The sequence below is a fragment of the Bacillus clarus genome (genome assembly GCF_000746925.1).
GTDB classification, from domain to species: domain Bacteria; phylum Bacillota; class Bacilli; order Bacillales; family Bacillaceae_G; genus Bacillus_A; species Bacillus_A clarus.
Map to the genome: position 1 here is coordinate 4,557,327 of NZ_JMQC01000008.1, position 23,645 is coordinate 4,580,971.

The 23,645-nt window shown below is 35.9% G+C and carries 19 protein-coding genes and 2 pseudogenes; 15 read left to right on the top strand and 6 right to left on the bottom strand.

Going from position 1 to position 23,645, the window contains the following annotated elements:
* Nucleotides 1-194: 194 nt before the first annotated feature.
* Nucleotides 195-488, top strand: a pseudogene (locus DJ93_RS24240) (SbcC/MukB-like Walker B domain-containing protein); the annotation flags it as partial.
* A 230-nt stretch (nucleotides 489-718) separates the two neighbouring features.
* Entirely contained in the window at nucleotides 719-979 is a 261-nt protein-coding gene (locus tag DJ93_RS24245; protein WP_042983643.1) for a hypothetical protein, read from the top strand.
* Nucleotides 980-1,007: 28 nt separating this feature from the next.
* Here the strand turns inward: DJ93_RS24245 and DJ93_RS24250 are convergent, their stop codons facing one another.
* The 3 genes from DJ93_RS24250 to DJ93_RS24255 form a co-directional block, all read right to left on the bottom strand.
* Complete coding sequence (locus tag DJ93_RS24250) at nucleotides 1,008-1,403, bottom strand: hypothetical protein (protein ID WP_042983644.1); 396 nt, start codon at nucleotides 1,401-1,403, stop codon at nucleotides 1,008-1,010.
* 476 nt (nucleotides 1,404-1,879) lie between these two features.
* On the bottom strand, nucleotides 1,880-2,023 hold the full coding sequence (locus DJ93_RS33360; RefSeq protein WP_080743596.1) for a hypothetical protein: 144 nt from the start codon (nucleotides 2,021-2,023) through the stop codon (nucleotides 1,880-1,882).
* Nucleotides 2,024-2,130: 107 nt separating this feature from the next.
* Nucleotides 2,131-2,595, bottom strand: a complete 465-nt coding sequence (locus DJ93_RS24255) for a hypothetical protein (RefSeq protein ID WP_042983645.1) — start codon at nucleotides 2,593-2,595, stop codon at nucleotides 2,131-2,133.
* Between the two features lie 779 nt (nucleotides 2,596-3,374).
* On the opposite strand from DJ93_RS24255, the gene DJ93_RS24260 reads away from it, so the two are divergent.
* Nucleotides 3,375-3,674, top strand: a complete 300-nt coding sequence (locus DJ93_RS24260) for an ArsR/SmtB family transcription factor (RefSeq protein ID WP_042983646.1) — start codon at nucleotides 3,375-3,377, stop codon at nucleotides 3,672-3,674.
* A gap of 87 nt (nucleotides 3,675-3,761) precedes the next feature.
* Here DJ93_RS24260 and DJ93_RS24265 read toward each other — a convergent pair whose 3' ends face one another.
* On the bottom strand, nucleotides 3,762-3,947 hold the full coding sequence (locus tag DJ93_RS24265; protein WP_042983647.1) for a YkvS family protein: 186 nt from the start codon (nucleotides 3,945-3,947) through the stop codon (nucleotides 3,762-3,764).
* A gap of 328 nt (nucleotides 3,948-4,275) precedes the next feature.
* On the opposite strand from DJ93_RS24265, the pseudogene DJ93_RS34665 reads away from it, so the two are divergent.
* From DJ93_RS34665 to DJ93_RS24315, 10 genes and pseudogenes are all read left to right on the top strand, one after another.
* A pseudogene (locus tag DJ93_RS34665) lies at nucleotides 4,276-4,593 on the top strand (hypothetical protein).
* Between the two features lie 753 nt (nucleotides 4,594-5,346).
* A complete protein-coding gene (locus DJ93_RS24275) occupies nucleotides 5,347-6,132 on the top strand; it encodes a 2,3-dihydro-2,3-dihydroxybenzoate dehydrogenase (protein WP_042984350.1) in 786 nt (261 codons plus the stop codon).
* Between the two features lie 22 nt (nucleotides 6,133-6,154).
* Nucleotides 6,155-7,351, top strand: coding sequence for an isochorismate synthase DhbC (dhbC, locus tag DJ93_RS24280; RefSeq protein ID WP_042983648.1), 1,197 nt, complete (start codon nucleotides 6,155-6,157; stop codon nucleotides 7,349-7,351).
* 18 nt (nucleotides 7,352-7,369) lie between these two features.
* Nucleotides 7,370-8,983: a (2,3-dihydroxybenzoyl)adenylate synthase gene (locus tag DJ93_RS24285; protein WP_042983649.1), complete on the top strand. Its 1,614-nt coding sequence runs from the start codon at nucleotides 7,370-7,372 to the stop codon at nucleotides 8,981-8,983.
* 46 nt (nucleotides 8,984-9,029) lie between these two features.
* A complete protein-coding gene (locus DJ93_RS24290; RefSeq protein WP_042983650.1) occupies nucleotides 9,030-9,935 on the top strand; it encodes an isochorismatase family protein in 906 nt (301 codons plus the stop codon).
* Nucleotides 9,936-9,968: 33 nt separating this feature from the next.
* Nucleotides 9,969-17,126 (top strand): amino acid adenylation domain-containing protein, encoded by a 7,158-nt coding sequence (locus DJ93_RS24295; RefSeq protein WP_042983651.1) that lies wholly within the window; start codon nucleotides 9,969-9,971, stop codon nucleotides 17,124-17,126.
* On the top strand, nucleotides 17,123-17,344 hold the full coding sequence (locus DJ93_RS24300) for an MbtH family protein (RefSeq protein ID WP_042983652.1): 222 nt from the start codon (nucleotides 17,123-17,125) through the stop codon (nucleotides 17,342-17,344). Before DJ93_RS24295 ends, DJ93_RS24300 begins: the two co-directional genes overlap by 4 nt.
* 2 nt (nucleotides 17,345-17,346) lie before the next feature.
* Nucleotides 17,347-18,801, top strand: a complete 1,455-nt coding sequence (locus DJ93_RS24305) for an MDR family MFS transporter (RefSeq protein ID WP_042983653.1) — start codon at nucleotides 17,347-17,349, stop codon at nucleotides 18,799-18,801.
* A gap of 121 nt (nucleotides 18,802-18,922) precedes the next feature.
* Nucleotides 18,923-19,672, top strand: a complete 750-nt coding sequence (locus DJ93_RS24310) for a 4'-phosphopantetheinyl transferase family protein (RefSeq protein ID WP_042983654.1) — start codon at nucleotides 18,923-18,925, stop codon at nucleotides 19,670-19,672.
* Nucleotides 19,673-19,827: 155 nt separating this feature from the next.
* A complete protein-coding gene (locus DJ93_RS24315; protein ID WP_042983655.1) occupies nucleotides 19,828-20,370 on the top strand; it encodes a hypothetical protein in 543 nt (180 codons plus the stop codon).
* A 48-nt stretch (nucleotides 20,371-20,418) separates the two neighbouring features.
* Here the strand turns inward: DJ93_RS24315 and DJ93_RS24320 are convergent, their stop codons facing one another.
* Nucleotides 20,419-20,691 carry an HU family DNA-binding protein gene (locus tag DJ93_RS24320; protein WP_042983656.1) on the bottom strand — a complete coding sequence of 91 codons (273 nt, stop codon included), beginning with the start codon at nucleotides 20,689-20,691 and terminating at the stop codon, nucleotides 20,419-20,421.
* A 268-nt stretch (nucleotides 20,692-20,959) separates the two neighbouring features.
* On the opposite strand from DJ93_RS24320, the gene DJ93_RS24325 reads away from it, so the two are divergent.
* Both DJ93_RS24325 and DJ93_RS24330 read left to right on the top strand, forming a co-directional pair.
* Nucleotides 20,960-21,727, top strand: a complete 768-nt coding sequence (locus DJ93_RS24325; RefSeq protein ID WP_042983657.1) for a DUF3891 family protein — start codon at nucleotides 20,960-20,962, stop codon at nucleotides 21,725-21,727.
* A gap of 15 nt (nucleotides 21,728-21,742) precedes the next feature.
* Nucleotides 21,743-22,258, top strand: a complete 516-nt coding sequence (locus DJ93_RS24330) for a DinB family protein (RefSeq protein ID WP_042983658.1) — start codon at nucleotides 21,743-21,745, stop codon at nucleotides 22,256-22,258.
* Between the two features lie 88 nt (nucleotides 22,259-22,346).
* On the opposite strand, the gene DJ93_RS24335 is transcribed toward DJ93_RS24330, so the two are convergent.
* Nucleotides 22,347-23,540 carry a S8 family peptidase gene (locus DJ93_RS24335; RefSeq protein ID WP_042983659.1) on the bottom strand — a complete coding sequence of 398 codons (1,194 nt, stop codon included), beginning with the start codon at nucleotides 23,538-23,540 and terminating at the stop codon, nucleotides 22,347-22,349.
* Between the last annotated feature and the right edge of the window lie 105 nt (nucleotides 23,541-23,645).

Below are 23,645 nucleotides of genomic sequence, written 5' to 3' on the forward strand. Positions count from 1 at the left end.
AAGTCCGGGCAGTACTTTTTAAACACGAGGCTTAAAATCGCCAGTATATTCGTTGTATTTCCTACGCTATAAACCTTTCTTATGTATTACTATCGTTCCGCATACATACAACTAAATTCCTAGACTATTATCTCGAAAAATGACGTTAAAATGAACGTTAATCCATCGAAAGTAAAAGACCTAACCTTCTACACGTAAAAACATTATCTGGCGGTGAAAAATTTAACGCATCGCTTTGCTTAGTACTCGGTATGGCAGACGTTATTCAAGCATACGAAGGCGGTATTTCGATCGAAACGATGTTTATCGATGAAGGATTTGGCTCACTAGATGAAGAGTCATTAACAAAAGCAGTCGATGCATTAATAGACTTACAAAAATCAGGGCGATTTATCGGCGTCATTTCGCACGTCCAAGAACTGAAAAACGTACTAGAAGTAACGAAGCAGAAGGATGGTTGTAGTCAGACTAGGTTTGTGGTGAAATAGGTCGATTTGTTTTGATTTTAATTACTGGTCACAGTTTTGGTCACACTTTTCGAAAACCTGGGCGATTTTTTCTGCTACGAATCGTGGTAACTTGATAACAAAACTAGGGACATATATGAATGAAAAGATGAATATACAGTTCCCTTTTGAGAGCAAAGAGTGGGATTTTATTGAGGATTTAAATAGTATCCTTAATAATATCGTACACTGCAATGGGAGAGTGTACGCAAGTGAATTACAATTTAAACTCACGCCAGGAATCCACGGACTTCGTACGTAATGAAGTCCTTACGGCTCCTGAAGATATCGAAATATTAAGTATTACACGTATACGTATGAGTCAATTAATTAAGAAAGGGAAAATGAAGCCTGTGAAAAAACTGGACAAGGTAAGTCTGTTTTTACGAGTGGATGTTGAGGGAAAACGTAAAGAACTCGAGGAATTACGTGAGAAATACCAGCCGTATAATGCGGCGAAGGAAGACGATTGAGGCCACCGCTTAAGGTAGCCTCGTTTTTTTATTGTTTAGTCCAAATCGATCCACCGAATCCACCGGTTTTTTGTAGGGCTCTTAATTGCCTTCCGTTGTTTTCTACCTGAAGTCTTAAGATACCATGTGACATAACATTGCCGATAGGAATATCTCCCCATCTTCCGACAATAACTCCTCCTGGTCGAATATCCCCTGCAAAAACATTTGTAAAACTAGTTCCTAAGCCAGCATCACTTAATCCAAGCCAATATATTTCTGATGTTCCACTAGGTTGATGTATATGATAAAGACCGCCGTCATCACATAGCCATCTACCGGTTAATGTCTGACGGAAATCGGTATCATGAGAAAATTGATGAGGATACTCATATGGTTGTGAATAATTTGTATAATTTGGAATGAATTGTGGTTGCCAATACATAAAAACCCCTCCTTTTTCTAACACACTCCAATATACGAAGGCAATAACCTAAATGTTCTAGGCAACAACCTAACTGAGTTGAATTTCAAAAAAGAGTTCTACGTATATGTCAGACAAGTTGAATTTTTTCTAATCTAGTTTTCTCCTTTACTTACTACCAATTTTTCTCCTTCGCTATTTATACGTAATAGGGAAGACGAATGAGGAAGCTATCGAAATATTAAGTATTACACGTATACGTATGAGTCAGCTAATTAAGGGGGGAGATAACACCAGTGAAAAAGTTGGGCAAGGTTAGTTGATTTCTTCGGGCAGATGTCGAGGAGAAACGGAAGGAACTTGAGGCGTTACGAGAGAAGTACCAGCCGTATAATATAGCGAAAGAAGACGAATAGAGGTCGCCAGGAATGACGGTTTATTTTTTATTTTCAATAGTAAATTTAAAACTAATCAAGAGCATGCATTTGTTTGGAAATCTAAATATGTATTTCTTCTGAAATCCAATCTCCAAAAGCAGAAACTTCAACGCCTAAAAAAGTTTCAACAAGTTTAATTTCTTGAGGGAGTCTCATAACTAATTTTCTATTGTTAAGTACTTCAAAACTATATGGATATTTCATTACTATTGTACGCCTTTATGTAAAAAAAACAGAGCCGCTCCAATACATAGGGAGCGACTTTTCTAATGTTTTTATATGTTCCTTTAAAGATGACTAAGTTACGTAAATTATAGTGAAAATAGATTATGATCCAACTCATCTATCCAACATTTCTCTGATTTATGTATTAACTCAGTAAAATCTTCATATGATGCAGGTTCTGGAAACATTGAATATAGTATTTTATCATCAAAGTTAATTAATAACACCGGACTAAAATCTAATAAATCTTCTCCTTCAATTTTATTTTTAATATTTTTAAGTAATAAATAATTTAATTCCTCTTTAGTTGTTATATATTTATTAATCCTTGGTAAAAACATTTCCACAGTTTCATTATCTAATACTTTTATTCCCTTTCTTTCTTCAGCTTCGTCATTATCTTCAATGCTTACGCCTACATTTTTATATGCATTATCTAACTTATTATAATCAAAAAACCATAGTTCTTTATCTGTTACATACCATTTAAATTTATTATTATATATAACTGCTACTACAATATTTTCTGCATAAAGTGGTTCTAATACCATACTATCCTCCTTAATGTAGTGGGTTTGATCTATATCCTTTTTGAGGCAGTACATTTTTATTTAAAACCTCATCTAACGATTTAGGTATATTAAATACAGCAATCTCTGTATTAATTCCTCTTTATTTAAGAAATATTTCGCATGCTTATCATTATCTGTACTTACAATTAAATTAGCTTTCTTAGTATGTATTTTCACCTAATGATTTCATTCATATTTGTAGTGCCAATCTTAATAAGGCTGCCGCACCCCTTAGAGAATTATTAGGTATATTTGCAGCTTCATTATAGTCATTTATAAGATCAGACAGCATACTTGGAGGGAGGTGATTGGAATGTATGAGGATAAACTATTTTTTTCGTACCACAGTATATATTCATTAACAAAAGCAGTCGATGCATTAATAAACTTACCGAATATACGTTAATTTAATACTTTTTTAAATCGTTTAACTGTTTGTTCAAGCTATTAAGGACAAAGTATTTCTCCTTTCTTTTAAGCTTGATATATAGCATATATTCCGTTTTGTATTTTTATAAGAGTATCTCTATATTGAAAGAGTGTCTAGTCAATATAATTAATCTTTTCGGAAAATCTTCATTTCAACTCTATATGAACTTCACATGTAGTACAAATTAAAATTGTATTATAGGTAGGCTGATATGAATTTTTTAAGAATAAAATTACAATATTCCTATATATAAGTTAAATGTATTTATTTGGAATGTGAAACTTTTTAGTAGATTGGATAAAAGATAAACATAAAAGGGGAATTTATCGTGACAACATATACAAGAGAAATAGAAAAGCGTGTAATATCTGAAGAAGATGTAGATATTTTAAAAATTATGGCACACCCAGTACGATTGCAAATTGTTAAGGAATTAAGTATTCGTAAAACATGTAATGTAACACAGTTAACAGAGATATTAGGAATTCCACAATCGACCGTTTCTCAACATTTGTCAAAAATGAAAGGTAAAGTATTAAGAGCTGACAGAAGAGGGTTAGAAATATACTATTCTATTTCTAATTTGAAAGCTAGTGAGATAGTTGGAGTTTTAGGTTATGTAAATTAACGAACGCATTTTAGAGTTTAGCTTGGCATAACAAAATAACACCCCACCGTAAAGTTATAAGGAGGTGGGGTGTTATTCGTTATGGACTTATTCATGTTTGTGTAAAATTTTATAATTTTTATGATTCACTATAGTTCTATCAAATTCAAAAGTACCTTCACTTACATCTGTAACTTCAACTAAGACAGATTCAGTATATAATTTAATTACTGAACCTGTTATTTTTACGTTTTTACGCTGAAAAAGAATAGTATCCCCTACATTTGCTTTCATAGTACCTCCTCATAAAAACAGAAATAGTTTATATTATATATATTTAAACATGTATACTTATATTAGTGAATATTTAATTTTATTTATCAACAAGATGATTATTCATATACTTAATTTTAAAGATTCAGTAGAAAAACTATCGACCTGCATTATAATTATTGTAATAGACGCTTTAATAGTTTTTACAGCACACCATACATATTCATTTTGAAATAAGAATCTAAAGAATGATAGACCAACAAAAGAGACTGGTAATTAACCAGTCTCTTTTGTTGGCCACTGTACATTTTTCATATACCCTTGAACTTTTGGTTAGGGGATATTGTAGATGCTAACAGAAATGAATTTAAAAGTAGTATGCAAGGAACAATTTTCAGAGAGAGAAATTAAAATGTTAGAGGCATTTATTTCAACTATCTCAGGACATTCTAATGCTTTTGTTACAAAAGAAGGAGTGTTTATAAATCCTTTAGATAAAGAGGCTGGTATGTTGTACTTTAAAAAATTTGTGTTTGTAAAATGATTAGAACAGGAAAAATGCGAAGAATTAAAAGGGGTACTTATAAAACGTAGTAAAAATTCTTTTGATATGATGGAACTCGCAGAGCAGACGATCATTTTTGAAGAAACGGTTATAAGAGTATAAGAAAAAGAGTCAGCCTTAGGTTAACTCTTTTTCTTATACATAGACATATATTTTTTAAGAAAGGCCGTAATAAAGTTATTTATATTTGGAAGTTGAATTATATTGAAATATTGTTAAATTGAGCAGGTGAGGGGAGTTTTTAATAAATCATTGAGTAATCTATGAATAAAACTGTGATATTTATGAAGAAAAATAAGATTCTTTTGATTGAAAGGGGAATGTTATAGGGGTATGAAGTATTTTCAGAAATTTATTGAGAAAGTATAGAAATAATATATGGTTAATTTTGTAATATGAAAGGACTTATAGGAGAATTTTACCTCATAGTTCATTTTTTAATGTTTTAAAAAATGGATTTTTAAAATTTTGAGATTGTAATTTTTGAAAAAGTTAAAAAAGTGCGTTAATGCTGAAAAGTATACCTTTTTAAATGAAAACATAAAAAATATTTTATCTGAAAAATAAAAAAAGATTGACAAGAATATTGAGAAAGATTATCATTTCGGTGTAGATAAAGAAAATGAAAATCATTATCAATTGATAAGGGTTTTTTCATATTTTTATGATTGTCTATATAAAATACGTACTTGACATATAAGTTTAGTAAATTTATTATTTTTTACAAAAATCACTTGATAATGATTATTAATTTCAAGTGATGGTTTTTTCCTTTTAATTTAACGAGGTTAACCTTGTTGAGTTATGGATAAGAACATTTCAAAAATAGTTTTTGTAAAGAAAGGAAATGAAGAAATGGGCTGTGGAGAATTTGAGGGGAAAATTGTTTTAGTTACAGGTGCAGCGCAAGGAATCGGGAAGGCTGTAGCAAATATGTTTGTTGAAAAAGGAGCTACGGTAGTAGCGATTGATCAGAATACCGAAGCACTTAATGCCACTTCTAATCAACATAATGTAAAGGGATCTCGTTTTCATATTTTCCCTTTAGATGTGAGTGATAGTGCTGCTGTGGAAAACGTAGTAGATCGAGTTGAGAATGAAATAGGGCACATAGATATTTTAGTGAATGTTGCGGGTATTTTGTGTATGGGAGCCATTCATTCTTTAAGTGATGAAGAGTGGAATAACACTTTTTCTGTGAATTCTACAGGTGTTTTTTATATGTCTCGTTCAGTAAGTAAACGCATGATGTTAAGAAAATCAGGTGCAATTGTTACGGTCGGCTCCAATGCTGCGAATACTCCGAGAGTAGACATGGCTGCATATGCAGCATCAAAAGCCGCAACAACGATGTTTATGAAGTGCTTAGGTCTTGAACTTGCAGAATATAACATTCGCTGCAATTTAGTTTCTCCTGGTTCTACTGAAACTGAAATGCAAAGGTTACTATGGGCTGATGAGAACGGAGCTGAAAAAATAATTGCCGGTTCACAACATGCATATCGATTGGGAATACCGTTACAAAAAATAGCGAAACCTTCAGAAATTGCTGAGGCGGTACTGTTTCTAGCTTCAGAAAAAGCAAGCCATATTACAATGCATAATTTATGTGTCGATGGTGGTGCTACTTTAGGAGTTTAATACAAAATAGGAGGGCAATAAAATGACAAAACAAATAGTAGCTGTAAGAGAATCAGGATTAAAATTATTAGAAGATTATAAGACTGAATCTCCGTTCTTTTTCGCTTCACCTTATCGAACAATCCTTGCAGAAGGAACGTTCGCTACAGTGAAACATAAGGAGGTTAAAAGTTTTCCTGAACTTGTTCAAGCAGTATTAAGTAATGCAAAGAAGGCTGGACACCCTAATCCAATTGTTGTCGGTGCACTTCCTTTTGATCACAGGAAAGCTGTAGAACTCGTTGTGCCAGAAGAAAGTAGAATTACTTCTCGTTTGGAGTTAGACTCTACAAATCAAATTCAACAACCATCTAAACTTACATATGAAATGAAACCTGTTCCAGAGCCTTCGGGGTATATGGACGGTGTAAAGCAAGGAATCTCAAAAATTAAAGAGGGAGATCTTAAGAAAATCGTTCTATCTAGATCATTAGATTTAAAATCATCTGAGAAGATAGATATTCAAAAATTACTTTTTGATTTAGCGCAGCATAATAAGCACGGTTATACATTTGCAGTGAACCTATCGCAAGATGAAAAAGAAAAGAATAAAACATTAATTGGAGCGAGTCCTGAATTACTTGTTTCACGTAATGGTATGCAAGTCATTTCTAATCCTTTAGCAGGTTCTAGACCACGAAGTGAGGACCCAGTAGAGGATAAGAGAAGAGCAGAAGAGTTACTTTCTTCACCTAAAGATTTACATGAACATGCGGTAGTTGTTGAAGCGGTAGCGGCAGCACTTCGTCCGTATTGCCATACATTACACGTACCAGAAAAACCATCCGTAATTCATAGTGAAACGATGTGGCACTTATCTACAGAGGTAAAAGGTGAACTTATAGATTCGTCTGTTTCTTCATTAGAACTAGCAATTGCACTTCATCCAACACCAGCGGTTTGCGGTACACCAACTGAGAAAGCACGAGAGGCTATTCAAGAAATCGAACCATTTGATCGTAATTTCTTTACAGGAATGCTTGGGTGGAGTGATCTAAATGGTGATGGGGAATGGATTGTTACTATTCGCTGTGCAGAAGTTCAAGAAAATTCACTTCGTTTATTTGCAGGAGCAGGTATTGTCGGTGAATCGAAACCAGAAGAAGAGTTGGCTGAAACATCAGCAAAATTCCGGACAATGCTTAGAGCAATGGGATTGAATGATGAAACGTTGAAATGAAAATAGGGGGGAAAATGGATGTTAAAAGGATACACGGAGTGGCCGAAAGAATTTGTAGATCGTTATAAAGAAGAAGGGTGTTGGCTCGGAGAAACATTTGGAGAAATGCTGAAAGAACGCGCTGAACGGCATGGGAATCGAATTGCGGTTATTAGTGGGGACACACATGTTAGTTATAGTGAACTTGATGAAAAGGTAGATCGTTTAGCTGCAGGGTTCTTGAATTTAGGAATAAAACAAGAGGATCGAGTTGTTCTTCAGTTACCTAATATTATAGAGTTTTTCGAAGTATGCTTCGCACTATTTCGAATTGGAGCACTTCCAGTTTTTGCACTACCTTCGCATCGCAGTAGTGAAATTAGCTATTTTTGTGAGTTTGGTGAGGCGAGCGCTTATATTATTTCAGATAAGGCACTTGGATTTGACTATCGAAAACTAGCGAGAGAAGTGAAAGAGAAAGTTCCAACTTTACAGCATGTAATTGTAGTAGGAGATGCAGAAGAGTTTGTGAACATAAGTGATCTTTATATGGATCCAATTCAATTACCAGAAGTTCATCCGAGTGATGTTGCTTTTCTCCAATTATCAGGAGGGACAACGGGACTATCTAAATTAATTCCGAGAACTCATGATGATTATATTTATAGCTTACGTGTCAGCGCTGAGATTTGTAATTTGAATCCAGATAGCGTGTATATGGCAGTTCTTCCAGTAGCTCACAATTATCCGCTTAGTTCACCGGGAACACTAGGTACTTTATATGCAGGTGGAAAAGTAGTGTTGGCATCTGGAGGTAGTCCGGATGAAGCATTCTCTCTGATTGAAAAAGAAAGTGTCACCATTACAGCTCTTGTCCCGCCATTAGCAATGGTATGGCTCGATGCTGCAGCTTCACGTAATAACGATTTATCGAGCTTACAAGTACTGCAAGTAGGCGGTGCGAAATTCAGTGCTGAAGTTGCTAAACGTATACGTCCGACGTTCGGCTGTACGTTGCAACAAGTATTCGGAATGGCTGAAGGATTAGTAAATTATACAAGGCTTGATGGTCCAGAAGAAATCATTGTGCATACTCAAGGGAGACCGATGTCAAAGTTTGATGAGATTCGAATCGTAAATGAAGATGATAACGATGTAATACCTGGAGAAGTAGGAAGTTTATTAACACGTGGTCCATATACAATCCGTGGTTATTATAAAGCAGAAGAACATAACAAAAAATCCTTCACACACGATGGTTTCTATCGTACCGGTGATCTTGTCAAAATGAATGAGCAAGGCTACATCATCGTGGAAGGAAGAGATAAGGATCAAATTAACCGTGGTGGTGAAAAAGTGGCAGCGGAAGAAGTTGAGAATCATCTGCTAGCGCACGATTCGGTACATGATGTTGCGATGGTATCTATGCCTGATGATTATTTAGGGGAACGTACATGTGCTTTCGTAATAGCACGTGGCCAGAAGCCGACAGTAGGTGAGCTTAAAACCTTCTTAAGAGAGCGCGGGATTGCAGCGTATAAAATTCCAGATCGAATTGAGTTTATAGAGTCGTTCCCGCAAACGGGTGTAGGAAAAGTTAGTAAGAAAGAATTACGTAAGGTCATTGCTGAGAAGCTTATTACAATAAAATAATAAAATTCAAATAGATATTTCTAAAAATTCAGAAGGAAGTGATTAGATGGCTATTCCAGCTATCCCAGTATATAAAATGCCAATTGAATCAGATTTACCGACTAATAGAGTAACATGGAAGCCAGATCCTAAACGTGCAGTTTTTCTTATTCATGACATGCAAGAATATTTTCTTGATGCATATAGCAATGAAGAATCACCGAAAGTAGAGCTTATTTCAAATATTAAGTTGATAAGAGAAACATGCAAGGAACTTGGTGTACCGGTTATTTATACTGCACAGCCAGGTGGACAAACATTAGAGCAAAGAGGACTACTACAAGATTTTTGGGGTGATGGTATTCCAGCTGGTCCTGATAAAAAGAGGATTGTGGATGAACTTACTCCTGATGAGGATGATATTTTCCTTACGAAATGGAGATATAGTGCATTTAAAAAAACAAACCTATTAGAAATATTAAATGAACAAGGGCGAGATCAACTTATTATTTGCGGAGTTTATGCACATATTGGGTGTCTCTTAACAGCTTGTGAAGCCTTTATGGATGGTATACAACCATTTTTCATTGCGGATGCAGTTGCTGATTTTTCATTAGCGCATCATAAACAAGCGTTGCAGTATGCATCTGACAGATGTGCAGTAACGACAACGACAAATGTATTATTAAAAGATTTACAAAGTTTAAAAAGTGATGATAGTGCAGAAAGAAGTGAAGGAATCACTTTACAGTTAGTACGTGAACAAGTTGCTGAATTATTTCGTGAATCACCAGAGGATATTGAACTTGACGAAGATTTAATCAATAGAGGTCTTGATTCAGTGAGAATTATGAGTTTAGTAGAGAAGTGGCGCCGTGAAGGAATAGAAGTTACCTTTGCAGATTTAGCGGAGCGCCCAACAATTTCTGATTGGTTTCACATATTATCTTCACAAACAGAACAAGTGCTGTGAAATAAAGACTACATAATAAAGGGGTAGTAAAGAATGCCTAACAGTCAAAAGATTCGTTATTCATTATCTTCTGCGCAATCAGGTATGTGGTTTGCGCAGCAATTAGATCCACTAAATCCGATTTATAATACGGGAGAGTATGTAGAGATACATGGCATAGTCAATCCAGAGATTTTTGAGCTAGCTGTACGTAAAGTTGTAACGGAAACGGAAGCATTGCATGTTCGCTTTGAAGAAGATGAGATTGGCCCATGGCAAATCATTGAATCTTCATCTGAATTTCATATGCCTTTTCTGGATCTTCGTCTAGAGGAAGATCCAGAAGAAGCTGCAAAGGCGTGGATGAAAAAAGATTTATCTACACCAGTGGATTTGAAAAAAGACAAATTGTTTACGGAAGCCCTTTTCCAAGTTGCAAATGATCGCTTCTTTTGGTATCAGCGCATCCATCACATTGTGATGGATGGCTATGGGTTTTCACTACTTTCTCAAAAGGTTGCAAAAATATATTCCACGCTAATGGCTGGGAAGGTAGAGAAGGAGAAACCATTTGGCTCACTCGCAAAAATTATAGAAGAAGATGATAAGTATCGAGCGTCAAAACAATTTCAAGAAGATCGTACTTTTTGGATGGGGAAATTTGCGGATCGACCAGAAGTTGTAAGTTTAGCGGAACGGGCACCGAGAACATCAAACGGATTTTTGCGAGAAACAGCTTGTTTATCTAGTTCTAGTACAAAATTGTTACAGGAAAATACAAAAGCTTTAATGATGAATTGGCCTGAGTTTATCGTAGCTGTTACAAGCATTTATATACATAAGTTAACAGGTGCAAAAGATGTTGTTTTAGGTTTACCTATGATGGGACGTTTAGGTTCTGTATCTATTCATACACCTAGTATGGTTATGAATTTAGTTCCGCTTCGTCTATCTGTAAATCCCAATATAACTTTTACTGAATTCATGCAGCAAGTTTCTAGTGAGATTCGTGATGCACGTCGTCATCATAAATATCGTCATGAGGAATTACGAAGAGACTTGAAGTTACTCGGTGAAAATCAAAGGTTGTTTGGGCCATTAGTTAATGTTATGCCTTTTGATTACGGTCTTAGTTTCGCAGAAAATCGTGGTGTTACACATAATCTTTCGGCAGGACCTGTCGATGATCTGTCTATAAACGTATATAACCGTTTTGATGGTAACGGATTAATGATTCATTTTGATGCGAATCCGAATGTATATAGTGAAGAAGAATTAGCTGTTCATAAAGAAAGATTTATGAATGTATTAGATTTCGCGATCGAGCTTCAGAAGAATGAACCAATTGGGAAAATGGATCTTACACTTCCTAAAGAGCGCCGCAAAGTTTTAACAGAATGGAATGAAACGAGTGAAGACAGAGAGTTAATACATCTTCCTGCACTGTTTGAACAACAAGCACATGAAAATCCTAATAAAATAGCTGTTGCATGTGATGAACTGAAATTGACTTATAAAGAGCTAAATGAACGAGCAAATCAGCTTGCACATGTACTGATAGAAAAAGGTGTACGACCTAGCCAGTTTGTAGCACTCGCATTTCCAAGATCTGTAGAAATGGTAATTAGTATGTTGGCTGTTTTAAAAGCAGGTGCTGCATATTTACCAATAGATCCGGAATATCCTGCGGAAAGAGTTCGTTATATATTCTGCGATGCAAGTCCTGTTTGTGTCATAACACATTCATCTGTTTCAGCGAGTTTACCTATAGAAAGTGAAGTTCCTCAAATTGTATTAAATAGTGCAGAAACGAAAATGGCTTTACAAACATATTCTCATGTGAACGTTGCGTCTACGAATGATATGTCACTTTTAAATCCTGCTTATACAATTTACACTTCAGGGTCAACAGGTAAACCGAAAGGTGTCGTTATACCAATGCAAAGTTTAAGTAACTTTTTATTAGCCATGCAAGAAAAGTTTTCACTAAATGAAACGGATCATTTACTAGCTGTTACGACTTTTGCATTTGATATTTCTGCTTTAGAAATATATTTACCACTTATTAGTGGCGCAAGTATTACAATTGCTCAAAAGGAAATCATTCAAGACTCTTCTGCGTTAACGGAGCTCTTGCGAAATGAAAATATTACAATTATGCAAGCTACACCAACACTTTGGCAGGCGCTTGTAACGGATTACCCAGAAAGGCTAAAAGGACTTAATGTGCTTGTTGGTGGTGAAGCACTTCCGGCTCATTTAGCAAGTAAATTAAAAGAATTAAATTGCTGTATAACGAATCTCTATGGACCGACTGAAACGACAATTTGGTCTACTTCAATGAACATTGATGAAAATGAAACTGGTATACCTCCAATTGGAAAACCAATTTGGAATACAGAGGTGTACGTATTGGATGCAGGATTACAACCTGTTCCACCAGGAGTTGTTGGTGAGTTATATATCGCGGGTAAAGGACTTGCGAATGGATATTTAGGTAAACCTGAATTAACGGCGGAACGTTTTGTTGCCAATCCTTATGGAGCGTCTGGTACGCGCATGTATCGTACAGGTGATCTTGTAAAATGGCGTGAAGATGGTTCACTAGATTACATTAGTCGTGCCGATCATCAAATTAAAATCCGTGGTTTCCGTATTGAACTAGCAGAAATAGAAACAGTATTACAAGGATATACGGATGTTCAACAAGCAGTAGTAATGGTACGGGAAGATCGACCTAACGATAAGCGAATTATTGCTTATATTATCGCTGAAGAGAGCGCAACTATTGATCTTTCGGAAGTTCGTTCTTATGTATCAGAAAGTTTAGCTAGTTATATGGTACCGTCAGCATTTGTAATATTAAAAGAGTTACCATTAACACCGAATGGAAAGATTGATAGAAAAGCGTTACCTGCTCCTGATTTTAATCAAATTGTAAGTGAGAGAATGGCGCGAAACCCGAAAGAAGAAATATTAAGTGATTTATTTGCAGAGGTTCTTGGTCTTTCGCGAATAGGTATAGATGATAATTTCTTTGAAATGGGTGGTCACTCGCTTATTGCATCACGCTTAATGGGACGTATTCGTGAAACGTTAGGTGTGGAAGTAGGAATTGGAAAATTATTTGAAACACCAACTATTGCTGGGCTGGCGAAACAATTGGACAGTGCACAGAGTGCGAGGCCAACTATTAAGAAAGCGAATCGACCTAAGGAAGTTCCACTTTCTTTTGCACAGCGTAGGTTATGGTTCTTAAATTGTTTAGAAGGTCCAAGTCCTACTTATAATATTCCATTAGTCATCCGAATGTCTGGGGAATTAAGTAAAGAAGCATTGGAAGGTGCTTTTCAGGATGTTGTAGAGAAGCATGAGACGCTTAGAACAATTTTTCCAAATTCACTTGGAAGTTCATATCAAAAGATTCTTGATATGAATGAAGTGAAACTAGATGTAATAATGACAAAAACATCTGAAGGTGCATTAGAAGAGATGCTTTCGGAAGCTGTAAGATATAGCTTTAATCTTGATGCTGAGCCAGCCATTCGTCTGCAACTGTTTGAAATAAAACGTGATGAACATGTATTGCTTATTTTACTACATCACATTGTAGGAGATGGGTGGTCGTTACATCCACTAACGAGAGATTTTGCATCAGCATATAGAGCACGTTGTCAATGTGAAACAGTTCAGTGGAATCCACTTCCGGTGCAATATGCAGATTACGCTCTTTGGCAACAGCAATTGTTAGGTGATGAGACTACACAAGATAGTCTAATTTCAAGGCAATTAGATTTTTGGAAAGAAGAGTTAAAAGGTTTACCAGATCAACTCGAATTACCTACAGATTATCAGCGTCCGATAGAAACGAGTTATCGCGGGGAAACGATTCATTTCCATATAGATACAGATATGCATAGTAGGTTAATAGAGCTTGCTCGCAAAAACGGAGTTAGTTTGTTTATGGTATTGCAAGCAGGACTTAGTGCGTTATTTACACGATTAGGTGCCGGAACTGATATTCCAATTGGTAGTCCAATTGCTGGACGGAATGATGATGCGCTCTCAGATATAGTTGGTTTATTTGTAAATACATTAGTATTACGTACAAATACATCTGGCGATCCGAGTTTTAAAGAATTATTGAATAGAGTGAAGCAGGTAAACCTTTCAGCTTATGAGAATCAAGATGTTCCATTTGAACGACTCGTTGAAGTGTTAAATCCTGTACGTACTCGAAATAGTCATCCTCTATTCCAAACGATGTTAGCTTTTCAAAATACGCCAGAAGCAACGCTCGATGTACCAAAATTAGAAACGAGTCTCGAAATTAAAAGTGTCGGCTCTGCGAAATTTGATTTAACATTCGAAATTAGTGAAAGTAATACGGCAAACGGCGAACCAAATGGTTTACACGGTTTACTTGAATTTAGTACGGATTTATATAAGCGTGAAACAGTTCAAAAATTAGTAGAACGTTTCATTCTATTATTGGATGACGCAGCAGAACATCCAGAACAATCCATTGGTCGATTAGAAATATTGACTTTAGAGGAGCGAAATACAGTTTTAGAAAAGTGGAATGGTGGTTTTCAAATTGTACCTGAAATGACATTACCACAATTATTTGAGAAGCAGGCTCATTTAAGTCCAGATTCAATTGCCGTCGTTTTTGAAGATACATCATTAAGTTATGAAGAACTAAATAATAAAGCAAATCAGCTTGCGCGCATGTTAATTAAAAAAGGTGTTGGTCCGGAACAGCTGGTGGCATTAGCAATGCCAAGATCTTTAAATATGGTTGTCAGCTTGCTAGCCGTTCTTAAAGCTGGGGCAGGGTATTTGCCACTAGATCCAGATTATCCGTCAGACCGTATTTCATTTATGTTACAAGATGCAAAACCAACATGTATTTTAACGAATTCAGATGTGGAAATCGAATGTGATGAAACACTAAAAATTTTCGTTGATGATTCAAAAGTATTAGAGGAATTAAGTAGATATAGTGAAGAGAATATAGAAGATATGGAGCGAATTAAATCGCTGTTACCTTTACATATTGCGTATGTCATTTACACTTCAGGTTCAACAGGTAGACCGAAGGGTGTTATGATACCTCATCATAATGTTGTAAGGCTATTAGGTGCTACGGATCATTGGTTCCAATTTGATTCAGAAGATGTTTGGACAATGTTCCATTCTTATGCTTTTGATTTCTCAGTTTGGGAAATTTGGGGACCTCTATTATATGGTGGAAGACTCGTTGTCGTACCGCATACGGTAAGCCGCTCACCGAAAGAGTTTTTACAGTTGCTTGTTAGGGATAAGGTAACTGTTTTAAATCAAACGCCATCAGCATTTTATCAATTGATGCAGGCAGATCGCGAAAATGTGGAAATCGGTCAAAATCTTTCTTTACGGTATGTAGTTTTTGGGGGAGAAGCACTTGAACTTAGCCGCTTAGAAGATTGGTATAGTCGCCATCCTGAAAATTCACCTAAGCTGATTAATATGTATGGTATTACAGAGACGACAGTACATGTTAGCTATATGGAGCTGGATCAAAGTATTGTATCGTTACGAGCGAACAGTTTAATTGGATGTAGCATACCAGACCTTAAAGTGTATGTACTAGATAGTTATTTACAACCGGTGCCACCAGGAGTAGTGGGGGAGATGTATGTTGCCGGGGCTGGGCTCGCTCGTGGTTATTTAGGTAGAGCTGGATTAACGGCGGAACGCTTTATCGCTGATCCATTTGGGAAACCAGGTACGCGCATGTATCGAACTGGAGATTTAGCGCGTTGGCGCCAGGATGGTTCTTTAGATTATATGGGACGTGCGGATCATCAAATTAAGATTCGTGGATTCCGAATCGAATTAGGAGAAATTGAAGCGGTAATTATGAAACACTCTAAAGTTGAACAAGTAGCTGTCATTGTAAGAGAAGACCAGCCTGGGGACAAACGATTAGTTTCATATATTGTCGCATCAAATAGCGAGATTATTGATACAAACGAAATGCGTCAGCATGCCGGAGAAAGCTTACCAGATTATATGATTCCGTATGCTTTTGTAGTAGTAAATGAGTTGCCGTTAACTCCAAACGGTAAATTAGATAAAAAGGCACTACCAGCTCCAGAGTTTGATCTGTCAACTTCTAGTCGTGGACCAAGAACGCCACAAGAAGAGATGCTATGTGACTTATTTACAGAAATTCTAAATGTATCTCAAATTGGAATTGATGACGGTTTCTTTGACCTTGGTGGCCATTCATTGCTTGCGGTACAGTTAATGAGTCGTATTCGAGAAGCGCTCGGGGTTGAACTGAGTATTGGAACTTTATTCGCATCTCCTACCGTTGCCGGATTAGCCGAAAGACTTGAAATGGGAAATGGGCAAAGTGCACTTGATGTATTACTTCCGTTAAGAGCCAGTGGCGAAGAATTACCACTGTTTTGTGTACATCCAGCAGGCGGTTTAAGTTGGTGTTATGCCGGATTGATGAAATCTTTAGGAACAGATTATCCAATCTATGGCGTTCAGGCTCGTGGTATTGCTAAAAATGAGAAGCTGCCAAAAAGTTTAGAAGAAATGGCGGCGGATTATATTGAGCACATTCGTGAGGTGCAACCACATGGACCGTACCGCTTACTAGGTTGGTCACTTGGTGGAAATGTGGTTCATGCAATGGGGGCTCAATTGCAAAATCAAGGAGAAGAAGTAGAACTGATCGTTATGCTTGATTCTTATCCAGGTCATTTCTTACCGAATACAGAAGCTCCAACTGAGGAAGAAGCACTAATCGCTTTACTTGCTTTAGGCGGATATGATCCAGACAATATGGATGGTAAGCCGCTTAATATGGAAAGTGCGATTGAAATATTGCGTAAAGATGGAAGTGCATTAGCAAGTCTTGAAGAAGAGACGATTTTAAATTTGAAAGAAACTTACGTGAATTCAGTAGGGTTATTAGGGAAATACGTACCTAAAACGTATAATGGAGACATTTTATTCTTTAGATCTACAGTAATACCAGATTGGTTTGATCCGATTTCTCCCAATACGTGGCTAAATTATATAAATGGAGAGATCGTGCAGTATGACATCGACTGTAGACATAAAGATTTATGTCAGCCAGGGCCACTTACAGAAATTGGACAAGTACTAGCAAATCATTTACAGGAAAAGAAAGGGGTAAGTAAAGTATGACGAATCCGTTTGAAAATGAAAAGTACATGTATAAAGTGTTAAAGAATGAGGAGGGCCAGTATTCTCTCTGGCCTGCCTTTCTTGATGTACCAATTGGTTGGAAAATCGTTCATGAAGAAGATAGTAGACAGGTATGCTTAGAATTCGTCGAATTAAACTGGAGTGATATGGAGCCAAACAAAAGTCGCTTTAGTGAAAGTATTCTGGTAGGAAAATAATAATGAATGTAAAGATAAATCCAAAAATAGTTGTTAGTATCGTTTATATTACGGCTATGTTTATGGCCGCAATGGATGCGACGATTGTAAATGTCGCTTTGCGAACGATAAGTCAGGAATTACAAGTTCCACCTTCCGCGATGGGGACAGTAAATGTTGGATATTTAGTGAGTTTAGCAGTATTTCTTCCGATTTCGGGCTGGCTAGGAGATCGCTTTGGAACGAAGAGAGTATTTTTAACTGCCCTTTTAGTATTTACAATTGCATCTGCTTTGTGCGGGTTTGCGAATGATATTACTTCATTAAATATATTTCGTATTATACAAGGGGCTGGGGGAGGTCTTTTAACACCTGTCGGTATGGCGATGTTATTTCGCACATTCTCACCAGAGGAAAGACCGAAGATTTCTCGTTTTATCGTATTACCAGTTGCTGTTGCACCAGCAATTGGTCCTATCATTAGTGGTTTCTTTGTAGATCAATTGTCTTGGCGTTGGGCATTTTATATTAACCTACCATTTGGAATAGTTGTATTGCTATTCGGACTTCTATTTTTAGTAGAACATGTTGAAACAACTGCTGGTCGTTTGGATTTACCTGGTTTTATCCTTTCAGCACCAGGATTTGCAATGTTAATATACGCACTCAGTCAAGGGCCATCCAAAGGCTGGAGTTCTCCAGAAATCATTGGCACTGGAGTCGGCGGAATGATCCTTATTACATTGTTTATTATTGTAGAACTAAGGGTACAACAACCAATGCTAGATTTACGTTTATTAAAAGATCCATTATTCCGAAACATGAGTCTCATTTCATTATTTTCAGCTGCAGGTTTACTCGGAATGCTATTTGTATTTCCGCTTATGTATCAAAATGTATTACACGCATCCGCATTAGAAACAGGGCTTACAACGTTTCCTGAAGCAATTGGACTTATGGTTGCTTCTCAGCTTGTGCCGTGGTCATACAAAAAATTAGGAGCGCGTAAGCTAATTTCTACGGGATTAGTTGGATCGGCAATTATATTTGTCTTATTGAGTTTCGTGAATCATGAGACGAATCCATGGATGATTCGAATGTTATTGTTTGGTATTGGAGTTTTCCTTGGACATTCAGTAGGAGCTGTGCAATTTTCCGCTTTTAATAACATTCAGCCCGCTTCAATGGGAAGAGCAACTACTATTTTTAATGTGCAAAATCGATTAGGTTCAGCGATCGGTGTCGCGATTTTAGCTAGTCTTTTAGCTGGTTTTGGAAGTGATAGTGTCAGTGAATCGGGGAGTATAGAATCAAGTATAGTATCTTATCAAATTGCATTAATCGGTGCAGCGGTATTTTTATTCATAGCATTATTATTTGCACTACGTATTCGTGATCAAGATGCAATGTCAAAAGGGAATAATAAACCGTTACCGACAGTAAAAGAAGTGCGAGAAAAAGAAGTTGTCAATGAATGAGGATGTATATAAATTTCATTATAGAAGACGCAATACTTTAAGACAAATAAAATAGATTTCTTGCAAGTTCTTCTGAATAGTAGAAGTGATATACATTGGCAATAAAAAGGAGAGAGTTTACATGGTAGATTGGAAAGTTGTAGATTCAGTACCAAAACTTAATGAGCATAACTGTCAAATTTGGTGGGCGCGAATTTCAGACTTACAATCATGGCATTATAGTTTATTAAACGAAGCAGAGCGTGAGAAGGCAAATTCATTCCATTATTCGGCCGATCGAGCACGATTTGTTATCGGTTGTGTGATTAGTAGATTGGTACTTGGGGAGCAACTTACCATGTCACCACTGCAAGTACCGATAGATCGGACATGTTCAGTTTGTAAACTTCCTCATGGAAGGCCACAATTACCAGAAGGGATGCCTCAGTTATCTGTATCGCACTCAGGAGAACGTATTGGCGTAGCGTTCACATTATCAACACCTGTTGGTATAGACGTTGAGCAAATGACCTCTAATATAGATGTAATAACAATGGCAACAGGGGTATTAACAGATATTGAAATTGCCCAAGTTATGAAGTTACCATCTGAAAGGAAACGTGAAGGGTTTTTAACGTATTGGACTCGGAAGGAAGCGATACTGAAGGCGACAGGAGAGGGGCTTATGATATCTCCGGCAGATCTTACTGTATCTTCTCCTGATGATTCTCCGAATTTACTTATTTTTAAGGATAGAAAAGAAATTGTAAAAAATACAGTGATGAGAGATTTAAAACCAGGCTTGGGATATGTTGCTTCACTTGCTTTGTTAAGTAAAGAGGTGACTGAAATTCATCAGTTAGATGCGGGACCACTTTTATCCCTACAGTAACTGCCCGTAAAAGCCCGATTGGTGTGGGCTAATAATCAGTGGGAGATGGAAAAAAACCACTGATTAAAGCTTCGCTTTATACCATCGTTAAGCTAAGAAAAAGGTTTATTAAGTAGCAATTTTAATTAAAATTAATTATAGAAGAGGTGTTCGTCATGTTAGTAGCGGAAAATAGAAGAAGTGAATTATCTAATAATGCGAAAGCAATTCAGAGTGTTTTATTTTCTGGAGATACATCATCAATTACAACTTTAGAAAATCTTTTAAAAGATACAGTACAGTTCAATGTTATTGAACAAGAAATGTTAGAAAGAAAGTATATTCCGAAAGAAGTAAGAAACTTTTTTGACGGAAATGGAACATTTCTTTACAGAGTATCTAATGTTAGCTACAAAGGAAAGGTGTTATCTGAAAATCTAATTTTTGCGGATACCTCAAGTTTACCAAATCAAATAAAAAGAGAACTAGAGGGTGGAAACACTCCTATTGAAGAACTAATAGAACAGATGGAAACGAGAAGAAATATGTTATATCAAGGGTATCAACCTTCGGGACATATTCTTGAATTATTTGATGGCTGTTCCGTTGAGGCAAACATATATCCGACTAGAAAATATCAAATTGTAAGTAACTGCAAATGCTTGTTTTATGTTTGTGAAGTTTATCATGCGGAGAACATATATGAATTACTAGGATAAGTTTTAATATAAATAATAAACCAGCCTATCAAAAGGCTGGTTTTATTTTTACTTTACAGCTTCTTTTAATTCTTTTCCAGCTTTAAATGCTGGTACTTTCCCTGCAGCGATTTGAATTTCTTCACCTGTTTGTGGATTACGTCCTGTACGAGCGGATCTTTCACGTACTTCGAATGTTCCGAATCCAATAAGTTGTACTTTATCACCAGTTTGTAAAGCATTTGTAATTGTGTCAAACACGGATTGAACAGCTGCAGAAGCGTCCTTTTGTGAAATATCGGCTGATTGAGCTACATTTTTAATTAATTCAGTTTTGTTCATTTTTCTCACCCCATAATAAATTATTTTGAATTGAATTGTTAGTATAATGAATGGAAAGAAAAAATAAGATTCACTAATTAAAAGAATAATTGAATCGTATTGTTATCTTAATTTCGTTGAAAGAAGCAGAATCCCTGCTAAGTATAAGGGAATTTATCATTTTCACTGATTTATCCTCTTGTAAATGAAGGGAAGATGAGGATAGTTCAATTTAATTGTTATATAAATAAAAAATTGTAAAATGAAATGAAAGGGGAGGTGTATAGCTATGATTTTTCGTAATAAGAATGAGGAAGAAATTATATTAATCCGTCAACATGATCATGGATTTTTAGCAGGAGAAATTGCGAACTATATGAAAGAGGATTTTTTTGAAGATAGCGCGTATTTAAAAGAAAGCACAGATGCCATTTATGAGCATGATAGAGGATGGATTGGACTTGATAAAACACCAATTTGGAACGATGCAAAAAATGTACCGTATACGTTTATGGATTGCCCAAGCTCATTAAGATTTGTTTTTTATAAGATAGGTTTGAACGAGATTGAGAATTCGAATCCATACGGTGCATTGCTTTGTAGTAAGCATTTTATATCATTTCCACTGAATCAAGAAGATGAAGAGATGATATCTTTCTATAAGCAAGAATTGGATCGTCAAAAAAGAATTTTGAAAACGTTAACAATAAAGCAACATGAAATGTTTGATAAACATTATAAACTTTTAAAGTTTTGTGATGAGCTATCTTTATATGCATGTATGAATAAACCTGGTGTAAAGAAGAAAGACGAGATTGCTTTATTTAAAGGTGGGTTTGAAGGGACAGAAATTTTTAATGAAAATACTGATGAACCTTTAAAAGCTGAGTGGATAGATGAGCAAAACATTCGAATTACACCGTTTCCGTTTAAATCCGAATTTGAAACATATGTAAAATATAAGTCTCTAAATACAAGCCTGATAGAAGAAATGGGGATTGTGAAAGCCGATATAGAATCGGAAATCCAAAAACAAGAGCTATATTTTATAAAATAAAGAGGAGCGTTTAGAATGAAAGATTATATTATAAAACAATTTGATTATCATGTATGGGCAAATGCACGCATATTCGATCGCTTAAAAGAGTTACCAGCTTCTATTTATCAAGAAGAGATACAAAGCGTATTTCTGTCTATTAAAGATACTTTAGTGCATATTTATATTGTCGATCAAGTATGGTTACATATTTTGAATGGCAAAAGTATGAGTAAGGCCATTCAAGGTCGAGAACAATTGCAAAAACAAATTGAAACGAAAACAATGGATGAATTAGAAATACTGTTTTCTGATGTAGCAAAACAGTATAAAGAATTTCTAAATGAACAAAAAGATGTAAGTGAGGTATTTGTTATTGAGAATCCATACGTAGGAAAATTAGAAACTTCTAAATTAGAGTTAGTACAGCATGTTGTAAATCATGGTACATACCATAGAGGAAATATAACAGCTATGATACGCCAACTTGGATATACATCTACAATGACTGATTTTGTACTTTATTTGCATTCAGTTCAGAAGGGTTTGTAGGCAGCGAGTAACAAAAAGTTAGGAAGAAGCAGAGACTTTAACTGTAAAAGTTTCTGCTTCTTTTTAGTTCAAAGCGTTAAGTTATTTCTTAGGAAGCCTTATTTTCTTGTAATTGCTTAGCGTATTGAACAGCTTTATATGCATTCACTCTACCGTTTTTCCAGTACGTACCTGTACCACTAATTTTGTCAGAAGTTGTTTCGATAATTTGACGGATTTGAGTATTATTATAGCCTTGGTTTGCTAGAAGAGCTGCAACTCCTGCTACATGAGGGGTTGCCATAGATGTTCCACTTAATGATTGATATGCGCTTCCTTTATAGGTTGAATATATATTTGAACCTGGAGCTGCGACGTCTACCCAGCTACCATAAGTAGAAAATGAAGATTTTCTATCTGATTGATCTGTTGAGGCTACAGCAATTACCTCATTGTAATAAGCTGGATAATTCGCTTTTGTGTTTCCAGCATTACCTGCGGCAGCAACAATAACAGCCCCTTTATTCCACGCATATTGAACAGCTTGTTGTAAAGAAGTACCACCATTTGGAGCACCTAAACTTAAACTAATTACTTTCGCACCTGAATCAGCAGCTTCTCTAATGCCTTGAGCTACAGCATCGAGAGTACCGCTACCTTGATTATCTAATACACGAACGGCATAAATTGAAGTTTGAGGAGCAACACCAGCAATACCAACATTATTATTCGTTAGAGCACCAGTAATACCAGCGCAATGCGTACCGTGACCATTACCATCATCAGATGCACTGTCATTATCAACATAATCATGTCCGTATATAACTTTAGAAGCTAAATCAGGATGTGAGCCCTGGACACCTGTATCAATAATCGCTACTTTTACACCAGGATCGCTTCGTTGACTATCCCAAGCTTGTGGAGCTTGAATTTTTTGTAATCCATATTGATTTTTAAAATATGGGTCATTGGGAGTCCAAAAGGCGTGAACGTAATAATTCGGTTCTGCGTATTCTACATCAGGATTATTTTTATAACTTTTTATTTTTTCTTTGACAGTTCCTTTTGTAAATTGAACGACTTCAAAGCCTAATTTATCATCTTTAGATAAAACGTTTGTACCAACAGACTTATGAAATGATTGCACATCTCCTAAAGATGTATTTTGTTTGAACTTAACGATTAGTTGGTTAGGAACGTAATCGGTAGATGTTGTTTCAGCACTTGAAGTATTCGTGTCAAAAAAGAAAGCTCCAAAAATAAATGAAAAAACAGATAGGAAAACAATGATTTTGTTTTTCAAAAGATTTTTCCTCCCTTTTCTTGGGTGAATTTTTTCTGCGACTTCTTTTAATGTCGCATTCCTTTTCAACTATATAGTTAGACCATACGATTTATGACTTTTATA